17 protein-coding genes are annotated in these 16,482 nt (G+C 47.8%); 14 read left to right on the top strand and 3 right to left on the bottom strand.

Annotated features, from left to right (window positions below; genetic code table 11):
* Positions 1 to 14: 14 nt before the first annotated feature.
* Positions 15 to 1,280 (bottom strand): nucleotide sugar dehydrogenase, encoded by a 1,266-nt coding sequence (locus E5161_RS04090; protein ID WP_342773811.1) that lies wholly within the window; start codon positions 1,278 to 1,280, stop codon positions 15 to 17.
* Positions 1,281 to 1,498: 218 nt separating this feature from the next.
* Here E5161_RS04090 and miaB point away from each other — a divergent pair, with 218 nt between their 5' ends.
* The 3 genes from miaB to E5161_RS04075 all read left to right on the top strand — a co-directional run bounded on the left by miaB (position 1,499) and on the right by E5161_RS04075 (position 4,884).
* Positions 1,499 to 3,085, top strand: coding sequence for a tRNA (N6-isopentenyl adenosine(37)-C2)-methylthiotransferase MiaB (miaB, locus tag E5161_RS04085; RefSeq protein ID WP_136776449.1), 1,587 nt, complete (start codon positions 1,499 to 1,501; stop codon positions 3,083 to 3,085).
* 32 nt (positions 3,086 to 3,117) lie between these two features.
* Positions 3,118 to 3,591 carry a YlbF/YmcA family competence regulator gene (locus E5161_RS04080; RefSeq protein WP_136776448.1) on the top strand — a complete coding sequence of 158 codons (474 nt, stop codon included), beginning with the start codon at positions 3,118 to 3,120 and terminating at the stop codon, positions 3,589 to 3,591.
* Positions 3,592 to 3,717: 126 nt separating this feature from the next.
* Positions 3,718 to 4,884 carry an iron-containing alcohol dehydrogenase gene (locus tag E5161_RS04075; protein WP_136776447.1) on the top strand — a complete coding sequence of 389 codons (1,167 nt, stop codon included), beginning with the start codon at positions 3,718 to 3,720 and terminating at the stop codon, positions 4,882 to 4,884.
* Between the two features lie 54 nt (positions 4,885 to 4,938).
* Here the strand turns inward: E5161_RS04075 and E5161_RS04070 are convergent, their stop codons facing one another.
* Positions 4,939 to 5,562 carry a biotin transporter BioY gene (locus tag E5161_RS04070; RefSeq protein ID WP_136776446.1) on the bottom strand — a complete coding sequence of 208 codons (624 nt, stop codon included), beginning with the start codon at positions 5,560 to 5,562 and terminating at the stop codon, positions 4,939 to 4,941.
* Positions 5,563 to 5,665: 103 nt separating this feature from the next.
* Here E5161_RS04070 and E5161_RS04065 point away from each other — a divergent pair, with 103 nt between their 5' ends.
* Positions 5,666 to 6,529: an energy-coupling factor ABC transporter ATP-binding protein gene (locus E5161_RS04065; protein WP_136776445.1), complete on the top strand. Its 864-nt coding sequence runs from the start codon at positions 5,666 to 5,668 to the stop codon at positions 6,527 to 6,529.
* On the top strand, positions 6,522 to 8,201 hold the full coding sequence (locus E5161_RS04060) for an ATP-binding cassette domain-containing protein (protein ID WP_169306572.1): 1,680 nt from the start codon (positions 6,522 to 6,524) through the stop codon (positions 8,199 to 8,201). Before E5161_RS04065 ends, E5161_RS04060 begins: the two co-directional genes overlap by 8 nt.
* On the opposite strand, the gene E5161_RS04055 is transcribed toward E5161_RS04060, so the two are convergent.
* On the bottom strand, positions 8,151 to 9,371 hold the full coding sequence (locus tag E5161_RS04055) for an MFS transporter (protein ID WP_136776443.1): 1,221 nt from the start codon (positions 9,369 to 9,371) through the stop codon (positions 8,151 to 8,153). The two genes, E5161_RS04060 and E5161_RS04055, sit on opposite strands and share 51 nt — an antisense overlap.
* Before the next feature lie 283 nt (positions 9,372 to 9,654).
* Between E5161_RS04055 and E5161_RS21335 the strand changes: the two genes are divergently transcribed.
* From E5161_RS21335 to E5161_RS04010, 9 genes are all read left to right on the top strand, one after another.
* On the top strand, positions 9,655 to 9,867 hold the full coding sequence (locus tag E5161_RS21335) for a DUF6199 family natural product biosynthesis protein (protein ID WP_342773842.1): 213 nt from the start codon (positions 9,655 to 9,657) through the stop codon (positions 9,865 to 9,867).
* A 198-nt stretch (positions 9,868 to 10,065) separates the two neighbouring features.
* The gene (locus E5161_RS20680; RefSeq protein WP_169306571.1) at positions 10,066 to 10,386 is read left to right on the top strand and encodes a hypothetical protein; all 321 of its coding nucleotides are present in this window, start codon (positions 10,066 to 10,068) and stop codon (positions 10,384 to 10,386) included.
* Positions 10,387 to 10,713: 327 nt separating this feature from the next.
* Positions 10,714 to 10,962 (top strand): tyrosine-type recombinase/integrase, encoded by a 249-nt coding sequence (locus tag E5161_RS04040; protein ID WP_136776440.1) that lies wholly within the window; start codon positions 10,714 to 10,716, stop codon positions 10,960 to 10,962.
* 187 nt (positions 10,963 to 11,149) lie between these two features.
* Positions 11,150 to 11,398, top strand: coding sequence for a DUF7660 family protein (locus E5161_RS04035; protein ID WP_136776439.1), 249 nt, complete (start codon positions 11,150 to 11,152; stop codon positions 11,396 to 11,398).
* Between the two features lie 290 nt (positions 11,399 to 11,688).
* Positions 11,689 to 12,510 carry a hypothetical protein gene (locus tag E5161_RS04030; protein ID WP_136776438.1) on the top strand — a complete coding sequence of 274 codons (822 nt, stop codon included), beginning with the start codon at positions 11,689 to 11,691 and terminating at the stop codon, positions 12,508 to 12,510.
* 283 nt (positions 12,511 to 12,793) lie between these two features.
* Positions 12,794 to 14,419, top strand: a complete 1,626-nt coding sequence (locus E5161_RS04025; RefSeq protein WP_246042121.1) for a reverse transcriptase domain-containing protein — start codon at positions 12,794 to 12,796, stop codon at positions 14,417 to 14,419.
* Between the two features lie 279 nt (positions 14,420 to 14,698).
* Entirely contained in the window at positions 14,699 to 14,938 is a 240-nt protein-coding gene (locus E5161_RS21055) for a hypothetical protein (protein WP_136776938.1), read from the top strand.
* A 250-nt stretch (positions 14,939 to 15,188) separates the two neighbouring features.
* A complete protein-coding gene (locus tag E5161_RS04015) occupies positions 15,189 to 15,464 on the top strand; it encodes a hypothetical protein (protein WP_136776436.1) in 276 nt (91 codons plus the stop codon).
* 251 nt (positions 15,465 to 15,715) lie between these two features.
* Positions 15,716 to 16,192: an HIT family protein gene (locus E5161_RS04010; RefSeq protein WP_136776435.1), complete on the top strand. Its 477-nt coding sequence runs from the start codon at positions 15,716 to 15,718 to the stop codon at positions 16,190 to 16,192.
* Positions 16,193 to 16,482 lie beyond the last annotated feature (290 nt).

Raw genomic sequence — 16,482 nt, 5'->3', positions numbered from 1 at the left:
AGCTTCTTCCCCCTTTAGAGAGAGATGATGTTTTCCCGAACGGCATACTTGGCAATGACGTTCTTGGTATCCAAGATGAGGGACGCATGTGCCGCGACAAGGTCATAGGGAACGTTCGAATGGTCCGCCAGGATTAAGACGCAGTCAAAAGACTTTACGTTCGATTCGGTAAGCGCAATATAGGGAACACTGGCGCCGCCGATCGTGAGCTCTTGTACATAGGGATCGAAAAAGGATACTTTGGAACCATTTTGCTGAAGGATCGAAATGACTTTTAAGGCGGCGGATTCACGGATGTCATTCACATCTTTTTTATAGGTTACGCCGATGACGAGTATGCTGCTGTCGCCTAATTCAACCGGTCGCAATATTTCTGCTAATCTCTCTACGGTATAAGCAGGCATTTGCTGATTCACTTGGTGGCTAAGTTCAATAAAGGGCAGGTTATGATGATGCTCTTTCGCTTTCCACAGCAAATATAACGGATCGACCGGAATGCAATGGCCGCCGATCCCGGCTCCCGGATAATAGGGCGTAAATCCGAACGGCTTGGTGCCGGCTGCGTCGATGACTTCCCACAAACTGATATCCAATTCCCTTGCAAGCGGGAGCAGGCTGTTCATGAGCGAAATATTGACGAATCTTTGGGAATTTTCGAGCAGCTTGGTCATTTCAGCCGTTCGCAAGGAGGAGACGACGATGACCTCATGAAATACCGATCCATACACTTGTTTGGCATAATCCGTGCATTCCCGGGTGAATCCGCCGAGAATTTTAGGAATTTCTTCTAACCTCCATGGGGTACCGGGGTTAATTCTTTCGGGAGAGTAGGCCAAAAATAAATCGCGGCCTACTTTCATGCCGGTAGATTCCAATAAAGGCTTCAAGACCTCTTCGCAAGTTCCCGGGTAGGTGGAGCTCTCCAACACAATCAGTTGTCCTCGGCGCAAATACGGCACAATGCCTCGGACTGCGCTTTGGAGGTAGCTCAAGTCGGGGCTGTCGTGTTCATCAAGCGGAGTAGGAACGCAAATGACGATCACGTCGGCTTGGGATACGGCGTCGTAGCTGCTTCCTGCATGAAAACGGTTCGTATCCGTCAACCGACTGATGTCGGAATTCGTAAAATCGGATAAATACGAAACCCCATTTTGCAATAGGGAGATCTTACGTTCATCGACATCGACCCCGTATACTTCATGTCCGTTGTCTGCAAATAACCGGGCGAGAGGCATTCCGACATATCCCAGACCGATTATGCTAATTCTGTAAAGGGGCAAAGCAGACAACCTCCATTAGCAAATGACGTGTTGCTAGCTTACGCGCAAAGCGATAATTTGTCCTAGTTCATTTCATTAATTTCGGCCGTTTTAATGAACATGCCTCATATAGAACAGTAGAAGGTTTTGTGCTGTTTTCGCCGTAATCCTTAATGGCTATACTGGGCGAGGGTATGATATAATTTTCGGGAATGCCTTGTTGAAAGGATGTGAGACGTATGAGCAAAGAATCGAAGGATTATTCGAAATACTTTGACTTCTCCGACGCCAAGGTCATGAAGCGGGAAGACGGCAAAACGACCTATCGGTTCAAGGGAAGAGAAATTACGATAAATTCCGCGCCTGATTATCAGGATGAGAAAAAGCGCGGCAAACAGGATATTCAAGTATTGTCTTTCGAACACCCGGAAACGGAAAAGGTTATGGAATCGTTTCGGGAAATCAACCAAACCAAGCAGCGCTATTATGCGATCTATACGTACGGCTGCCAAATGAACGAACATGATACCGAAGTGATGCGCGGTATGTTTGAGAAGATGGGCTACGTCTCAACGGACGATCGGATACAGGCGGATGTCATTCTGTTCAATACGTGTGCGATTCGCGAGAATGCGGAAGATAAAGTGTTCGGCGAGCTCGGCCACATGAAGACGCTGAAGCAGCAAAAGCCGGACCTTATTCTCGGCGTATGCGGATGCATGTCTCAGGAAGCTTCGGTCGTGAACAAGATCATGAGGAAGCATCCGCATGTGGATTTGATTTTCGGAACGCACAATATTCACCGGCTGCCGTTCCTGCTGCAGGAAGCGCATTTCGGCAAAGAAATGGTCATCGAGGTGTGGTCCAAGGAAGGCGACATTATCGAGAACATGCCGACTAAGCGAGAAGGGCTGATCGCATGGGTCAACATCATGTACGGCTGCGACAAATTCTGCACGTACTGCATTGTGCCTTACACGCGGGGCAAAGAACGGAGCCGGATGCCGGAGGACGTGCTTGCAGAGGTTCGCGAACTGGCGCGGCAGGGCTTCAAAGAAATTACACTGCTCGGACAGAACGTGAATGCGTACGGCAAGGACTTTACAGATCGAAACTACCGTTTCGGCGACCTGATGGACGACATCCGCAAAATCGACATTCCGCGTGTTCGCTTTACAACTTCCCATCCCCGGGATTTTGACGATCACCTGATCGAAGTGCTGGCCAAGGGCGGTAATTTGGTGGAGCACATTCATCTGCCGGTGCAGTCGGGCAGCACGGAAATATTGAAGCGGATGAGCCGGAAATATTCGCGCGAGCTGTTCTTGGAATTGGTACGCAAAATTCGCGCTGCCATTCCGGATGCCGTGTTGACGACCGACATTATTGTAGGTTTCCCCGGCGAGACGGAGGAACAGTTCGAGGATACGATGTCGCTCGTGCGCGAAGTCAAGTTCGCGTCGGCGTACACGTTCATCTACTCGCCCCGGGAAGGGACGCCGGCCGCCGAGATGGCGGACGATGTCCCGTTCGAAGTGAAGCAGCAACGCCTGCAACGGCTTAACGCGCTGATCGCGGAGCTGTCGCTTGAGAGCAACAAGCTGGTGGACGGTCAGACCGTGGAAGTGCTGGTTGAAGGCGAGAGCAAATCCCGCGCCGGCGTATTGTCCGGACGGACGCGCTCGAACAAGCTTATTCATTTCCAAGGACCGGCGGAGTGGATCGGACAGTTCGTCCAAGTGCGGGTGACGGAGCCGCGTACTTGGTATATCACCGCGGAAGCCGTCGTCGGCCCGGCGGTGCAGGCTTCGGCCAACGCAGGTTAAGGAAGCTTATAGTTTATCGGAGGGATTTACGAATGACGGCACACGCACACGATCACGACCATGAACACGAACACGGAGGGGATGCCGTTCCCGTGTTCGATAACCGTGAATTGATCCTCCGTGAGGATATTTTGGCCCACACCAAAGAACTGGCGCAGCTGATTACGACTGCGGAAGAAGTGGTGATGTACCAGCACGCGGAGAAGCTGATTCAGTCGCACAAAAACGTGCAGGGACTGATTGCTCAGATCAAGAAAAAACAAAAAGAGCTGGTCGCGTTCCAGACGACATTCAACAACCAGGCGATGGTGGAGAAGATCGAGAAGGAAATCGATGCTCTGCAGGACGAGCTGGACGGCATGCCGATCGTACAGCAGTTCCAGCAAAGCCAATCAGACGTGAACTACTTGCTGCAGTCCATCGTCTCGGTGATCCGCGACACGGTGGCCGAGAAACTGGATATGGAAGCCGCAGCGCCGCCGGAAGCTCCGGAGCAATGCGATTAAGTTTCATGTGTCGGAGTGAACCGCCGCGCCTCGTGCGCGGCTTTTTCATATTGGCTTCAAGTTGTTTCCGGATTTTGGCTCATGATATGATACGGGAAGTCGTATGGAAAGAAGGAGTGGAATCGCGTGAAACCTTTTATTTATGAGAATCCGACGAGGCTGTATTTTGGAGAAGGCCAAATTCGTCATTTGATCACGGAAACCAAGCGTCTCGGGAACAAGGTATTGCTTCTCTACGGCGGCGGAAGCATTAAGCGTAACGGCGTGTATGACGCGGTGATGAACGCCTTGAAGGAAGCCGGAGCGGAAGTGTTGGAGCTGTCCGGCGTAGATCCCAATCCACGAATTTCCACGGTTCGTCGAGGCGCGCAGATGTGCAACGAGCATAACATCGACTGGGTGCTGGCGGTTGGAGGCGGCAGCGTTATCGACTGCGCCAAAGCGATTGCGGCGGCTGCCGTATTCGACGGAGATTTCTGGGATGTGGTGAGCCACAAGCGTTCCGCGCAGGGAGCGCTGCCGATCGGAACCGTGCTTACGCTGGCTGCCACCGGTTCCGAAATGAATGCCGGATCCGTTATTACGAACGAAGAGACGCAGGAGAAAATGGGTTGGAGCGCGAGTCCGCATACGTTTCCGAAATTTTCGATTTTGGATCCGGCGTACACGGTCAGCGTTCCGAAAGAACATACGGTGTACGGCATCGTGGATATGATGTCGCACGTGTTCGAACAATATTTTCATCACGACGAGATGGCTCCGGTACAGGACGGATTCTGCGAATCCATATTGCGGGCCATCGTTCAAACGGCGCCCAAGCTGGTCGAGGATCTGGAAAATGTCGAGCTTCGCGGCATCATCATGTACTGCGGAACGATGGCGCTGAACGGCTTGTTGTCGATGGGCGTAACCGGCGATTGGGCGAACCACGATATGGAACACGCAGTGTCGGCCGTATATGACATTCCACATGGCGGCGGATTGGCGATCTTGTTCCCGCATTGGATGGACGTGGCGGTGGAGAAGCATCCGGAACGGTTCGCTCAGCTGGCTGAAAATGTTTTCGGGATCAAGCCCGAAGGGCGAAGCGCTCTGGAGGTCGGCAAAGAAGGGATTCAAGCGCTGCGGGATTTCTGGCGCTCCATCGGCGCTCCGACACGGCTGTCCGATTACAACATCGATGATTCGCGTCTGATCCTGATGGCGGGGAAAGCAACGACGTTCGGCCCTCGCGGCCGGTTCATCACGCTTACGCTCGAGGATATCGCGGACATTTATACACGCGCGCTGTAAGCAAGAAAGGGGCTCCCGCGGGGAGCCCCTTTGATTTGGTGATGTGGAACTCGATTATTTGGATGGCCGAATGGCAGGGAGCACCGGACGCAAAGCCGCGATGACCAGCGTGGCCGCAACCGCTTTGATCGTGTCGCCGAGCAGAAATTTGACCATGCCGAATTCCACCGCGCCTTGGAAATCCAGCTTCTCGGAGACGTGTGCCAGCCATGGAACGCCGGTGACGTAGACGAGCATGACCCCGAAAACGAACACGGCGAGCAGCAGCAGAACGATCCGTACCGGATTCAGTCTGGAGCGGCCGGTGAACAGCCGATCGCTTGCCCAGCCGACGAGGAAAGCGGCAACCGGGAACATCCATATGTAACCGCCTGTCGGGCCGAATACTTGTGCAAATCCGCCCGCACCGTTCATGAGCGGCAGGCCGAGTGTCGTCAGGGCGACGACGATGAAAATGCTCCAAAATCCGTAAGCGGCGCCAAGAAAACCTCCCGCCAGCATGACAGCGAACGTCTGCAGCGAGAAGGGGACGGTGAAACCGAGATTTACTTTCACGAAGCTTCCGGTGATGAACAGGGCGCTGAACAGCGCGGTGAAGACGATGCCCCGAATCCATTGGCTGGATGCTGCCGCGGACGATTGCGGCGAGGGGGAGGAAACTGGGGATTGCGTTGACATTGTCAGATCTCCTTTCAAATGTTAACCTAGATATCGAACTGTGGTTAACAATTCATACGGATTGTAGCACGAGAAAGTCGGGATTGGGAAGAGGGATTTTTCGATGGCCGCGAACGCAGACCCTGTGCGGGATCCGTTGTTGCTGGACGGCGTTTCGGTGGCAGTGACGAATGAAGCCGGAGATCTTGCTGCGCTGTTGGACAACGTGGACCTGTCATTGAATCCAGGTGAATGGCTCAATGTCGTCGGCGTCAACGGAAGCGGAAAAACAACGCTGGCCAGAATATTGGCGGGCTTATATGTGGAAGGCAGCGCTGGAAGCTTATCACGGGGATTCGCCGGGGAGTCGGCTTCTCCGATTGTCTTGCAGCGGCCCGAAGCGCAGCTGTTCGGCGAAACGCCGCGGGAAGAAGTGCTGTTCGCCTTGGAGTGGCGACAGGTTCCTTCGCACGAGATCGCCGGGCGTACAGAAGAAACGCTGCGTATGACCGGTTTGTTGGAGTTGGCGGATGTACGCTGGGAGGGTTTATCGGGCGGACAGCGTCAGCTCGCCGCGGTGGCCGCGGCAGCGGCTTGCAGCGCCCCGTTGATCGTGTTCGATGAGGCCGCTTCCATGCTGGATGAAACGAACCGGGCTGTTGTTCTTGGACTGGCGCGTGAGTTGCATCAACAAGGAACGGCCATCGTCTGGGTCACCCAGCGGCTGGATGAATTAATGCCGGGAGACCGGGTCATCGCGATGGCGGATGGCCGGGTGATCTATGATGGGCTCGTTCGTGCGTTTTTTTATGGCGATGAGGAGAATCCGGATGGCTTGACCCCTTGTGAATCCTGCGGTTTGCGGCTGCCGTATATGTCGGCGTTGGCGCTTCAATGGAAGAGAGCGGGCCGGTGGTCCGGCTTGCTGCCTGTGACGCAGCAAGAATGGCGAGAGGTGTGGGGGAATGCGGAGCGAAGCCATGTCTGACAGGCGGTTGGTACTTCACATAAGCGGCATGCGACTTCGAAGAGGATCCGGCGAAGATGTTGAACAACTTGGCGAAGTGGAGCTGTTACCCGGCACATTGACTTTGGTCATGGGGCCGAACGGCGCCGGAAAAACGACGTTGCTCGAGAAGCTGGCCGGATTGCGGGATCCCGAGGATTTGTCGGTGTGTTATGGGCGTGAGCCGCTTTGGCTGAGGAGAAAGCTTTGGCGGGGATCGCGATTAAATCGCGCGGCGCTTCTTAGCTATGGATATGCACCGCAAAATCCGGAGCATGCCTTGTTTGCCCGAAAAGTCCAAGAAGAGCTCGCCTATTCGCTTCGACCTTATGCAGATCAGGCTGCGGATCAAGGCAAGGCGATGGAAAGAGCGCTTGCCGCGGTTGGTTTTGACGGTTCTTGGTTGGCTAGGGACCCAGCTCGCATGAGTGGTGGGGAACGCCGCCGTACGGCGCTGGCTTCCTTGTTCGTCACCCCCGCTCCTTGGCTGCTGTTGGATGAGCCAACAGCCGGGCTGGATCGGGAAGGACACGAGCGGGTCGGGGCACATTTGGTCGATTTGAAAAAAGAAGGACGGGGAATTGTCCTCATCTCCCACGATTCCGAATGGGCGCTGCCGCTCGCCAATCAGGTGCTCCTTGTGTACATGAACGGCGAAATCCGAAGCTGCAAGCCGGAGGAATTGGTCGCGCATCCGGAATGGTTGGAGGAAGCCGGGATGCAGGTACCCGGATGGCTGTGGCCGGTGAGAGAGGCATATTGTGCAGGCGTGTCTCTGCACAAGTTGTGGAATCCGGCGGAAGCTGCTGAGGTCATGGCTGGAATTCCTAGTGTTTATTTTCCAGGAAATAGGGAGCTTGCGGATCGAGAAGAGCGGCTTAGTGTAAACCCTTCATTTTCGGAACGGGCCCGTCGACATTCCGCACACCGCTTAACCCGATTCGACCCGCGGGCGGTTTGGCTCGGTTACGCACTGGTGTCGGCCGGATTATTCTCTTTGTCTAACTGGATCAGCTTGGCTGTAGGCGCAGTCATTGTGCTGTCCTTGCTGTGGGCCGGTCACGTCTCGCTGGCGAGATGGCGCGGGGTGATTGGCAGCTTCGTGTATTTCATGCTGTTCATGTCCGGCTTTGCTGCAGTGGCTAAGACGGGCGATGGCCGGTGGTGGGACACAGAAGCTTTCGTCGGAACGTTGTTTCCTTTAACGCGCACTTTATTGGTCATGTTGATCGGATTGGGCTTGCCGCTGGTCATGACGCCTCTTTCGCTAAGGAGATCGTTGGAACAGCTCGTGTCATGGAGGGGAAGAACCTCAAGCTTTTGGCAAAGGTTCCTGCTCACCGTCACGTTATTGATCCGGTTTGTCCCTGAGTTATTGGTGGAATGGGAACGGTTCAAGCGGATTTTCCTGGCACGAGGCAAAGAAACGGCAAAAACGCCGCTCGTCCTCTTCAGGAGGCTTCGCGGCGTCAGTCTGCCATTACTTCTGGCTTTGTTCCGGCTCGGAGATGATGTGGCGATCGCTTTGGAAAGCCGAGGTGTGCGCAAGGACGTTCACCCGACCCGCGGGACAAGGCTTATGTGGAAATGGGCGGACACTTGCTTAGTTGCTGGCGCGGCTTTCATAGCGGGAGTGTTCTTGTTGTACGGCTGACGGCCGCCGAGAAAAGACGGCGGCCAGCATGGCTGCGACGATTCCGAGGGCGGCGCCGAACAGGAACCCGGCTTTCAGACCACCCATCGCATTCAGCGCGCCTGCCAAATACGGACCCAGGAACATTCCAACCGAGTACACGGATTGGAACAAGCCCATGGCGGAAGCTCGAAGACTTCCAGGGAAGCCTTGGATCGCCATTCCGAGCAGAAGCGGAAAATAAAGAGCTTGCGCGGCGCCATTAAAGCCCTGCGTAACCGCCAACCATCCGAGGGACTGGCAATACGGCATTAATGCGGTACAAACACCGGCGAGGAGGAATCCCATGATTAGCAGCGGTTTCGTTCCGAACCGTGAAGCGAGAATTCGGCCGGAGATCAGCGACACGATGGCGTGCGGGATCATGAACGAGGCCACGATGCCGGTGAGCTGCGCTTCATTGGCGCCCAATTTCACCGCGTAAAGAGGCGTGAAACCGAACATCGTGATGAACAGAATGGCATGCGCCAACACGGAAAGCGAAGATACTTTCCATAGGGTGGCGGAGCGGAATATAGCTTTAAGGTCAAGGCGGGACTCGTGGGTAGAAGCTGCGGCCGAATCGGTTTTCGGTTCATGGACAAGCAGAACGACCAGAATCCCGATGACAGCAAGTACAATCCCTGTGCGAAAAGCCGTATCCCATCCCCCGACTTCCGTCAGCCAACCGCTGCCCAACATGCCCGCCAATTGCCCGGACACGGTAAGGAAGCTGAGCGTCCCCATCGCTTGGCTTGTTTTATTTTGAGGATAATAGGAAGCATACAGGACGGAGAAAGGTACCCAGGCGGAAGCGCAAAGTCCGGCCAACAATCTTCCACCCAGCGGGCCGCCCCATGTCCCGGGCAACAGGAACAATACGCAGCTGAGCGCACCCGCCAACAACCCCGCAATGAGAAAAGGCTTGCGTCTCCGCATCGCGTCCGAATACAAGCCGAGCGGCAGTCTCACCACAATTTGCGTAATGCCGTAGCTTCCGATAATGAAGCCGATCCAGCCGACTGACAATCCCCTGCTTTCTAGATACGGACTCAGAATCGGCACGTAAATGTACATGGAAGCCCAATACAGTATCGTCGCCGCGCTAAGCAGCATAAGCCGGGTTCGTTGGCTGCCGTGATTTATTTTCATGGGATAGATCCTCTCATTTTCGCTGATATCACCTACTCTAGCGGAAGCCTCAAGGAAAGAAAAGACTCTCCATTTCCGGAATTGCATTTGTCTGATAAGATGAGAGTTAACATAGATAACACAGCACGAATTCCCGCACAGAGGACGCTTTGCTCCAGAGATGGACGATCCGAGAGTGCGGGATTTTTTGTTTGCGGAATGCTAACTGGGTAACCATCGGGGATCATTGAAACTGGGAGAATCGTAGCCCCCTGGGGAGAAAAGATTGCCAAGTTTAAATTGGATGGAGAGTGAGCTTATGATATTTTTAGCTGTTGTATTGGTTCTCGTGGGTGTCCTTATGTTAATCCGACCTAATATGATATGGACCATAACGGAGAGCTGGAAATCGAGTGACGCTACTGAGCCATCAAGTCTGTATGTATTTTCGACGCGATTTGGTGGAGTGATGGTCACTCTAGCCGGTATTGCTGGTATCGTGGCTTACTCGCTCTAGTAAAGCATGTTTGCATGTTTTACTCTAGCTGAAGCCCAAGGGAAAGAATAGGATTTTGACGAACCTGTGATATCGGTGATATGATTCGGCTATACGCTCCGAAAGCATCGAGGCTGATTTTGTCTCTTTATGAGACGAATGAGGTCTCTTTTTTATTTCCAGAATAAGGGTTGTCTGATAAGATGGGGGAGAATGATCATGCTCGTACGGTTGGCCAAACGCGATGAGCAGTGGCTTTCATTACAATTTCCATACAAGAAGGAATGGGTCGATTCAGCCCGCAGGTTTAAAGGAAGCCGATGGATTCCGAAAGAGAAAGTATGGGTTTTTTCTTATACCTTGTCGAATGTTCAATTGTTTCTCGAGCTGTTTTCTATCCAGAACACTCAGGTGGATGAAGCTTTGCTCGCCGAGTGTGATTGGTTGCGAGAATGGATTTCGGTTCACGCTGAAGGAACAGGCGAACGCGCAAAGGAATTGGGTAAACCGCTATTGTCATCGGCTGCTCTCAGAGAATAAATCGCATGCCTATGTGAATCAAGCGATCAGCGCCATCAAGTTTTATATGAAGTATGTTTCGAGGCAGCACACTGATGGCTTGGAATATGTACGGCCTAACGTAATGTCGGCTTCCGAAGTGCTTTGTCTCTTGGACGCTATTCGGAATATCAAGCACCGGGCGATTATGTACATCGCCTATTCTTCCGGACTGCGAGTAGGCGAAGTGGTTCGGTTGAAAATGACGGACTTTGATGTAGAACGATGAAAAAATATCGCCCCGGCAGTGGTTGGCTGTTCCCAGGACAGAATGGCGAGGGTCATTTGACAGAGCGGACCGTATAAAAAGTGTTCGAAAAAGCGGCGGCTGACGCAGGAATAGTAAAGGACATTAGCGTTCATTCTTTGCGACACTCTTTCGCCACGCATTTGCTGGAAGGCGGGACGGATCTACGCTATATCCAAGAGTTGCTGGGGCATCAGAGTTCCAAAACGACGGAGCGCTACACCCACGTGGCAGTAAAAGATGTGCGCCGCATCACCAGCCCCTTGGATCGGCTTCTGTCAGGCAGGGACGATGTGGGAGAGCAAAAGTAGCAACCACGCAAATACCAGTCTATTCATGGTTATTCGCGAACTTCTGAAATACCGCGGGATCCATGATGTTCACGAACTTCGCAAATAAGACGTTATGTGTAATTCCTGCAGTGCATCAAAGATCATACTTCATTTTTTGTTTAGTCGCGGTTCTCGCGACTTTATGTAAGGGAAGGAGAAACCTCAAATGAAAAAGACATTGTTTGAATTAGTGAATGATGTTACTGATGAAATTACTTTTTTGAATTTTATTAATGAATTACATAAAGATAGATTAGAGAATAGTGATTGGGAGAACAACTCAATAGAATCATTTCTCGAAGCAATTCATGATTGGGGAAAGGCATCAATAAATGGGCTTGAGTTCTATGAAAAACCTGATAATTCGTGGAAGAGATGTGCTCAAATATTATACATGGGAAAGATATATGAATAGCCATGAGAGATAAATTAATCAATAAGGATTATTTTGATTGTATTTCACTGAAGGCAGGAACTACACATAACACAGTATTCACGCATCGGGCCATTCGGCCCTCGGTCCGCCCGTAGGATTTCGGAGGAAGCTGAATCAGGCGGACAACCCTGCGAGGCTAAGTGGCGAAGCCACCCAGCGACTTCGTCGCCTTAAGCCTCTCGGGTTCGTGAATACAAGAACGTTATGCGCAATACAAACCAATTCCATGGTAAAATATTGCTATCTAATTTATCAACAGGTGAGATTAAATGAAACGATTATATTATTCATCAAGGAATAAGAAGAAAACAATTGATGTTTTCCAGATGTATCTACAATTGCAGAGTCTTTTTGCATACTTCAGAAATAAGGACTTTTTTGTTGAACGACTGAATATCACTTCAGAATTTTTTCCTGATGAAGTTAATCATAAAGCAATGTTTGAAATCAAATTCATGCCATTCCCAATTACAAAGTGGGATGAACATGAAGTTACTGAAGAAAATATATTTGACACAATCGAGTTTCTTTATATTCACGTATCCAAACCTGGTGAAAAAGGATGGTTTACTTCTGATTCAGGATATAATTATCTGGATTATGTTGGATATGATGAAGAGGCCGGGAAAGAAGAGTTTAGAGACGCGGTTAATTTAATAATTAATGATTATGGTCAAGGCTTTGAACTGACTCACTTCGGTGAGATATTAGCAAAGGGAAAGCATGGATTAGAGGAAATTTTAGAAGCTGATGTTCCAGAATATGATCTCTCTAACATCGATGAAAAAGTAAAGAATGCAATAAAGAAATGGAAGAATCGACATTTAAGTTTAAGTGAGCGCAAGCAAGCAGTTATCGAACTTGCAGATGTTTTCGAATGGTTAAAGAAAACTGAGAAATTATCAGAAGCTCTTGATAGCAAGGATGAACGTGTACTCTTTGAAATAGCTAACAACTTCAGCTTAAGACATCACAACCCAAATCAAAAACAAAATTATGATACGAATATATGGTATTCATGGATGTTTCATTTTTATTTAGCTACTTACCATGCAGTTATCAGAACATTGAAAAAGAAGAATTTAGTTTAATCGGGATGGTTTGTACTGCGCATAACACTGTATTCACGCTGCGGGGCTTACGCCCCTTGGTTGTCAGAAGTATAATCATGGAAGATGGTTCTGACAACACACGACCCGGCCTAAGATAGGAGCTATCTAAGGCCGGGTCGCGTCGTGAATACGATAGACGTTAGATGAAATTCCATAAAAACATTACTAAGTATCAAATAAAACAATCTTGAAGGTATTTGTCAGAAACTGTTGAATAAAAGAATTAACAAATTCTTTAATCAACAAGGTGGAGTAAACTTTGGTGCTTGATATAAATGATTTTAAGACAGGTATTGATAAGAAGTTCTGGGATCATCTCACTAAGGAAATGAGTTTTCAAGATATTGTTAATTATAAAGATATTAAAAAGGATGAATTCATAAATGAATTAGGGAGAGAAATAAATAACTTCGAATATAACTTTATGAAGCCGTATTACTTCTTCTCCCCAAAGTCTCTAGGCATTCTGCGAAAAATTAAATTATATTCTCTTGGAGATACGAGCGTTTATTATTACTGTGTGAAAAAATTACAAAAAGAACTTTCAGAAGAAATAAAAAAAAATAAATTTGTATATGGCGGTTTTAGATTTACGCCAGAACTTCGTTTGCGAGAAGAAGATTTGAATAAACTACGAATTAATTATGAGTATGAAAACGGGCTGTCGGTAAACAATTTCCGAAAAGAGTGGAGCGAATATCAAAAGCTAGCAAAAAGGTTATCTGAAAAGAATTTTGATTATTACATTCATATCGATATTGCACATTTCTATGATGATATAAACTTAGATATTCTTGAAAACAAGGTCAGAAACGTAGTTATTGGGAAATCAAAAATAATTGATTTATTATTTAACTTCTTGAGATTTTCAGACAAACGCGATCTTGGTTACACTCCTTCAAATGTGGGTATTCCGCAAGAAGAAGTTGGTGAAATGTCTCGTCTGCTTTCAAATTTTTATCTCTCAAGTTTTGATTCTGAAATAACCAACTATTTAGAAAAGTATTTCAGTAATAACGAATCTTTTACCTATACAAGATATGCGGACGATATGTGGTTTTGTTTTCTAGGAAGTTATGACGATGGGTTGAGAATTGTACAAAAAGTATCATTTGAGTTAAGCAAATTAAAATTGCATATAAGTGAGAGTAAATTAAAGTTCTTTGATGTACAAGAATTCACCGACCACTGGAAGTTCAATGAATGGGAGATTATGTTTTCGAAGAAAGAAGACCTTCCTTTTTTGTTTGAGATGTATCTCGATCTTCATGAAAAACAGCATGGACGATGGTTTTCACTTGCATTTTATATTCTTCAGATCATCACTTCTAAAGATAAGAGTTTTGTAGATATTTTTTTTAATCTTGAGAATTCGAGAGCTTTCTTAGATTCAATTGTAAAAAATCCAAAGTTTATTTTTAGATTAAAAAAAGACAAGTTGAAGTTTTTTAAAAAGTTGATTTTAACTTATCCCGAATTAAGAAATGATCTAATTGAATACCTAAAGAGTAAAGGTAGCATCTATCCAAATGTAGAATACTTCATTTTGGATTTACTATCAGGTATTTCGCAGAATGACGAAGACATAGATTTCTTTGTGAGATGGTATTTCGAATCATTCCAACGTGAATATCAGTGGTATTCACGATGTATTTGCATGAACTATTTAATAGATCACTCTGATTACCTTGAGAAACATCGTAAAGAGTCACTGGGAAAAATACTCTCTCATATAGAAAAAGCTAACAAGCACTTTACCAAGCTGGAGCGAAGGTATACAATGGCCTTTCTTTCTAATTTACGCAATGATAAGGGCGGAAAAATAATAAAAAAATACTTCAACTCCCCAGACGACTTCGTATTTGTTAATTTTTTAAGACAAGATTAATTGGGATGGTTCATGGAAGATGGAACTTCATCTAACATTGCATTCACGCTGCGGGCCTTACGGCCCTTGGTTGTCAGATGCAGTTTCAAAGAAGTAACTCAGACAACACACGACCCGGCCTAAGATAAGTGCTATCTAAGGCCGGGTCGCGTCGTGAATACAAGAGACGTTAAGTGAAATCAGTGCAAGTTCCAAATCAATTTTTCAGCAAGATCATAAACTAAATAGATTCATCAAACTTCTTTTTGATTTCACTATCATACGATTGGAAGTGTTCCTATCAGTAACATAGATAAACGAAATAGACTAAGTGAAGAAGTCTTCACTTATAAAATAACGAAAAACAATAAAGTATTTATTTATTGGAAGGGAAAGCAAGTCACAACACTATCTGGAAAAGAAAGTGATAAATTTCTTCAAAGAATTTTGAATAAAGATCATAAAGAAATCCAACTAGTATTGGCTAAGATCACTGGGAATTTTAAACACGGTAATGAAAAAGATAATAAATCGGAATGACATTTGAGGGGATTCCAAGAAGGCACTGACATCACTTAACACCGCATTCACGCGTCGCAGCCTTTCGGCTGCTCGGTCCGCCCGAGGCTATTTCAAGGAGCTGGATCAGGCGGACAACCCTGCGAACCTAACCGCGTCGCGGCCGCCCCGTTGGGGCTTAAGGTTCTCGGGTTCGTGAATACAAGAGACGTTATGTGAAATTATTGCAATATTTTTCGAACCGAGTACACCTTGAGGAGATGAGAAAGACTTGAAGAAGATAGTTGCAGGAGGAATCATCTTATTTTGTGGAATTATTTTATACCTAGGGATACATATTCCGGCAGCATATCACGCCTCCAAATTAGGAAGTTGGAGCACTCCGCCAGGACGACTTGGAACTGCTTTGAATGAAATGGGTGGAGCAACAGCTACATATTATTCAGTAATCATGATAATTGGCGGAATGATTTTGCTAGTTTGGGGTTGCTTTGATGACGAGATAACAAGTGCCTTAAAGAAGTTAAGGAAGTTCATAAATTCGTAAATCAAGGAAATGACAGCTGATATCTAAGCATATTCAATGAAGGCAATAACTTCACATAACACCGTATTCACGCATCGCAGCCTGTTGGCTGCTTGGTCCGCTCGAAGCATTTCCAAGGAAGTGGATCAGCGGACAACCCTGCGAACCTAACCGCGTCGCGGCCGGTCACTTCGTGACCTTAAGGTTCTCGGGTTCGTGAATACGAGAGACGTTATACGAAACCCTCTAAGAACTTTGAATGGAGGTTTCTTATGGAAGATTGTTTAATTTGTGAGCGAATCAAGTTGATTAATCGAGGGCTAAATCCCTATTTCGTTGCAGAACTTAAGACAGGGTATGTTGTAATTGGTGATCATCAATATTTCCACGGATATACCTTATTTTTATGTAAAGAACATAAACACGAATTGCATTTTCTAGATTCTAATTTTAAACAGAAATTCCTATTAGAAATGAGTGAAGTTGCTGAAGCTGTATATTACGCTTTTAAACCACATAAATTAAATTATGAATTGTTAGGTAATGGTGATGCCCATTTACACTGGCATTTATTCCCTAGGAGACTTGATGAATTTAACCCTCGATCACCTGTTTGGTGGACAGATCGGAATATAATGTATTCTGATGAAGTAAAGCCAAATAATGAAGAACTTAGATTACTTAAACTAAAATTATTTGAAGAACTTAATAAAATACATAAAGAAATCGTAAGTGTAGGCAGTTTCTAGAAGAGAGGGCTTCGTATAACACCGTATTCACGCGTCGCAGCCTTGCGGCTGCTCGGTCCGCCCGAGGCATTTCAAGGAAGCTGATCCAGGCGGACAACCCTGCGAACCTAACCGCGTCGCGGCCGCCCCGTTGGGGCTTAAGGTTCTCGGGTTCGTGAATACAAAAAACGTTATCTGAAACTGCTGAAATCATTTTTGAAAATCTAATCCAAAAGAGATTTAAGGGAGTGATGACGTGCCCACTATTCAGTCAGAAATAATAATCAGTGGGAACTGTCAGTCGCTTTATG

Source organism: Cohnella pontilimi, assembly GCF_005049045.1.
Lineage (GTDB): Bacteria > Bacillota > Bacilli > Paenibacillales > Paenibacillaceae > Cohnella > Cohnella pontilimi.
Note: the sequence above shows the minus strand (reverse complement) of the source record. Positions and strands in the feature narration are given on the sequence as shown.

Coding starts and splice junctions, on each gene's coding strand:
- miaB (WP_136776449.1), top strand. CDS start 1,499: ATGAGCAAAGAATCGAAGGATTATTCGAAATACTTTGACTTCTCCGAC.
- E5161_RS04080 (WP_136776448.1), top strand. CDS start 3,118: ATGACGGCACACGCACACGATCACGACCATGAACACGAACACGGAGGG.
- E5161_RS04070 (WP_136776446.1), bottom strand. CDS start 5,562: ATGTCAACGCAATCCCCAGTTTCCTCCCCCTCGCCGCAATCGTCCGCG.
- E5161_RS04065 (WP_136776445.1), top strand. CDS start 5,666: ATGGCCGCGAACGCAGACCCTGTGCGGGATCCGTTGTTGCTGGACGGC.
- E5161_RS04060 (WP_169306572.1), top strand. CDS start 6,522: ATGTCTGACAGGCGGTTGGTACTTCACATAAGCGGCATGCGACTTCGA.
- E5161_RS04055 (WP_136776443.1), bottom strand. CDS start 9,371: ATGAAAATAAATCACGGCAGCCAACGAACCCGGCTTATGCTGCTTAGC.
- E5161_RS21335 (WP_342773842.1), top strand. CDS start 9,655: ATGGAGAGTGAGCTTATGATATTTTTAGCTGTTGTATTGGTTCTCGTG.
- E5161_RS20680 (WP_169306571.1), top strand. CDS start 10,066: ATGCTCGTACGGTTGGCCAAACGCGATGAGCAGTGGCTTTCATTACAA.
- E5161_RS04035 (WP_136776439.1), top strand. CDS start 11,150: ATGAAAAAGACATTGTTTGAATTAGTGAATGATGTTACTGATGAAATT.
- E5161_RS04030 (WP_136776438.1), top strand. CDS start 11,689: ATGAAACGATTATATTATTCATCAAGGAATAAGAAGAAAACAATTGAT.
- E5161_RS04010 (WP_136776435.1), top strand. CDS start 15,716: ATGGAAGATTGTTTAATTTGTGAGCGAATCAAGTTGATTAATCGAGGG.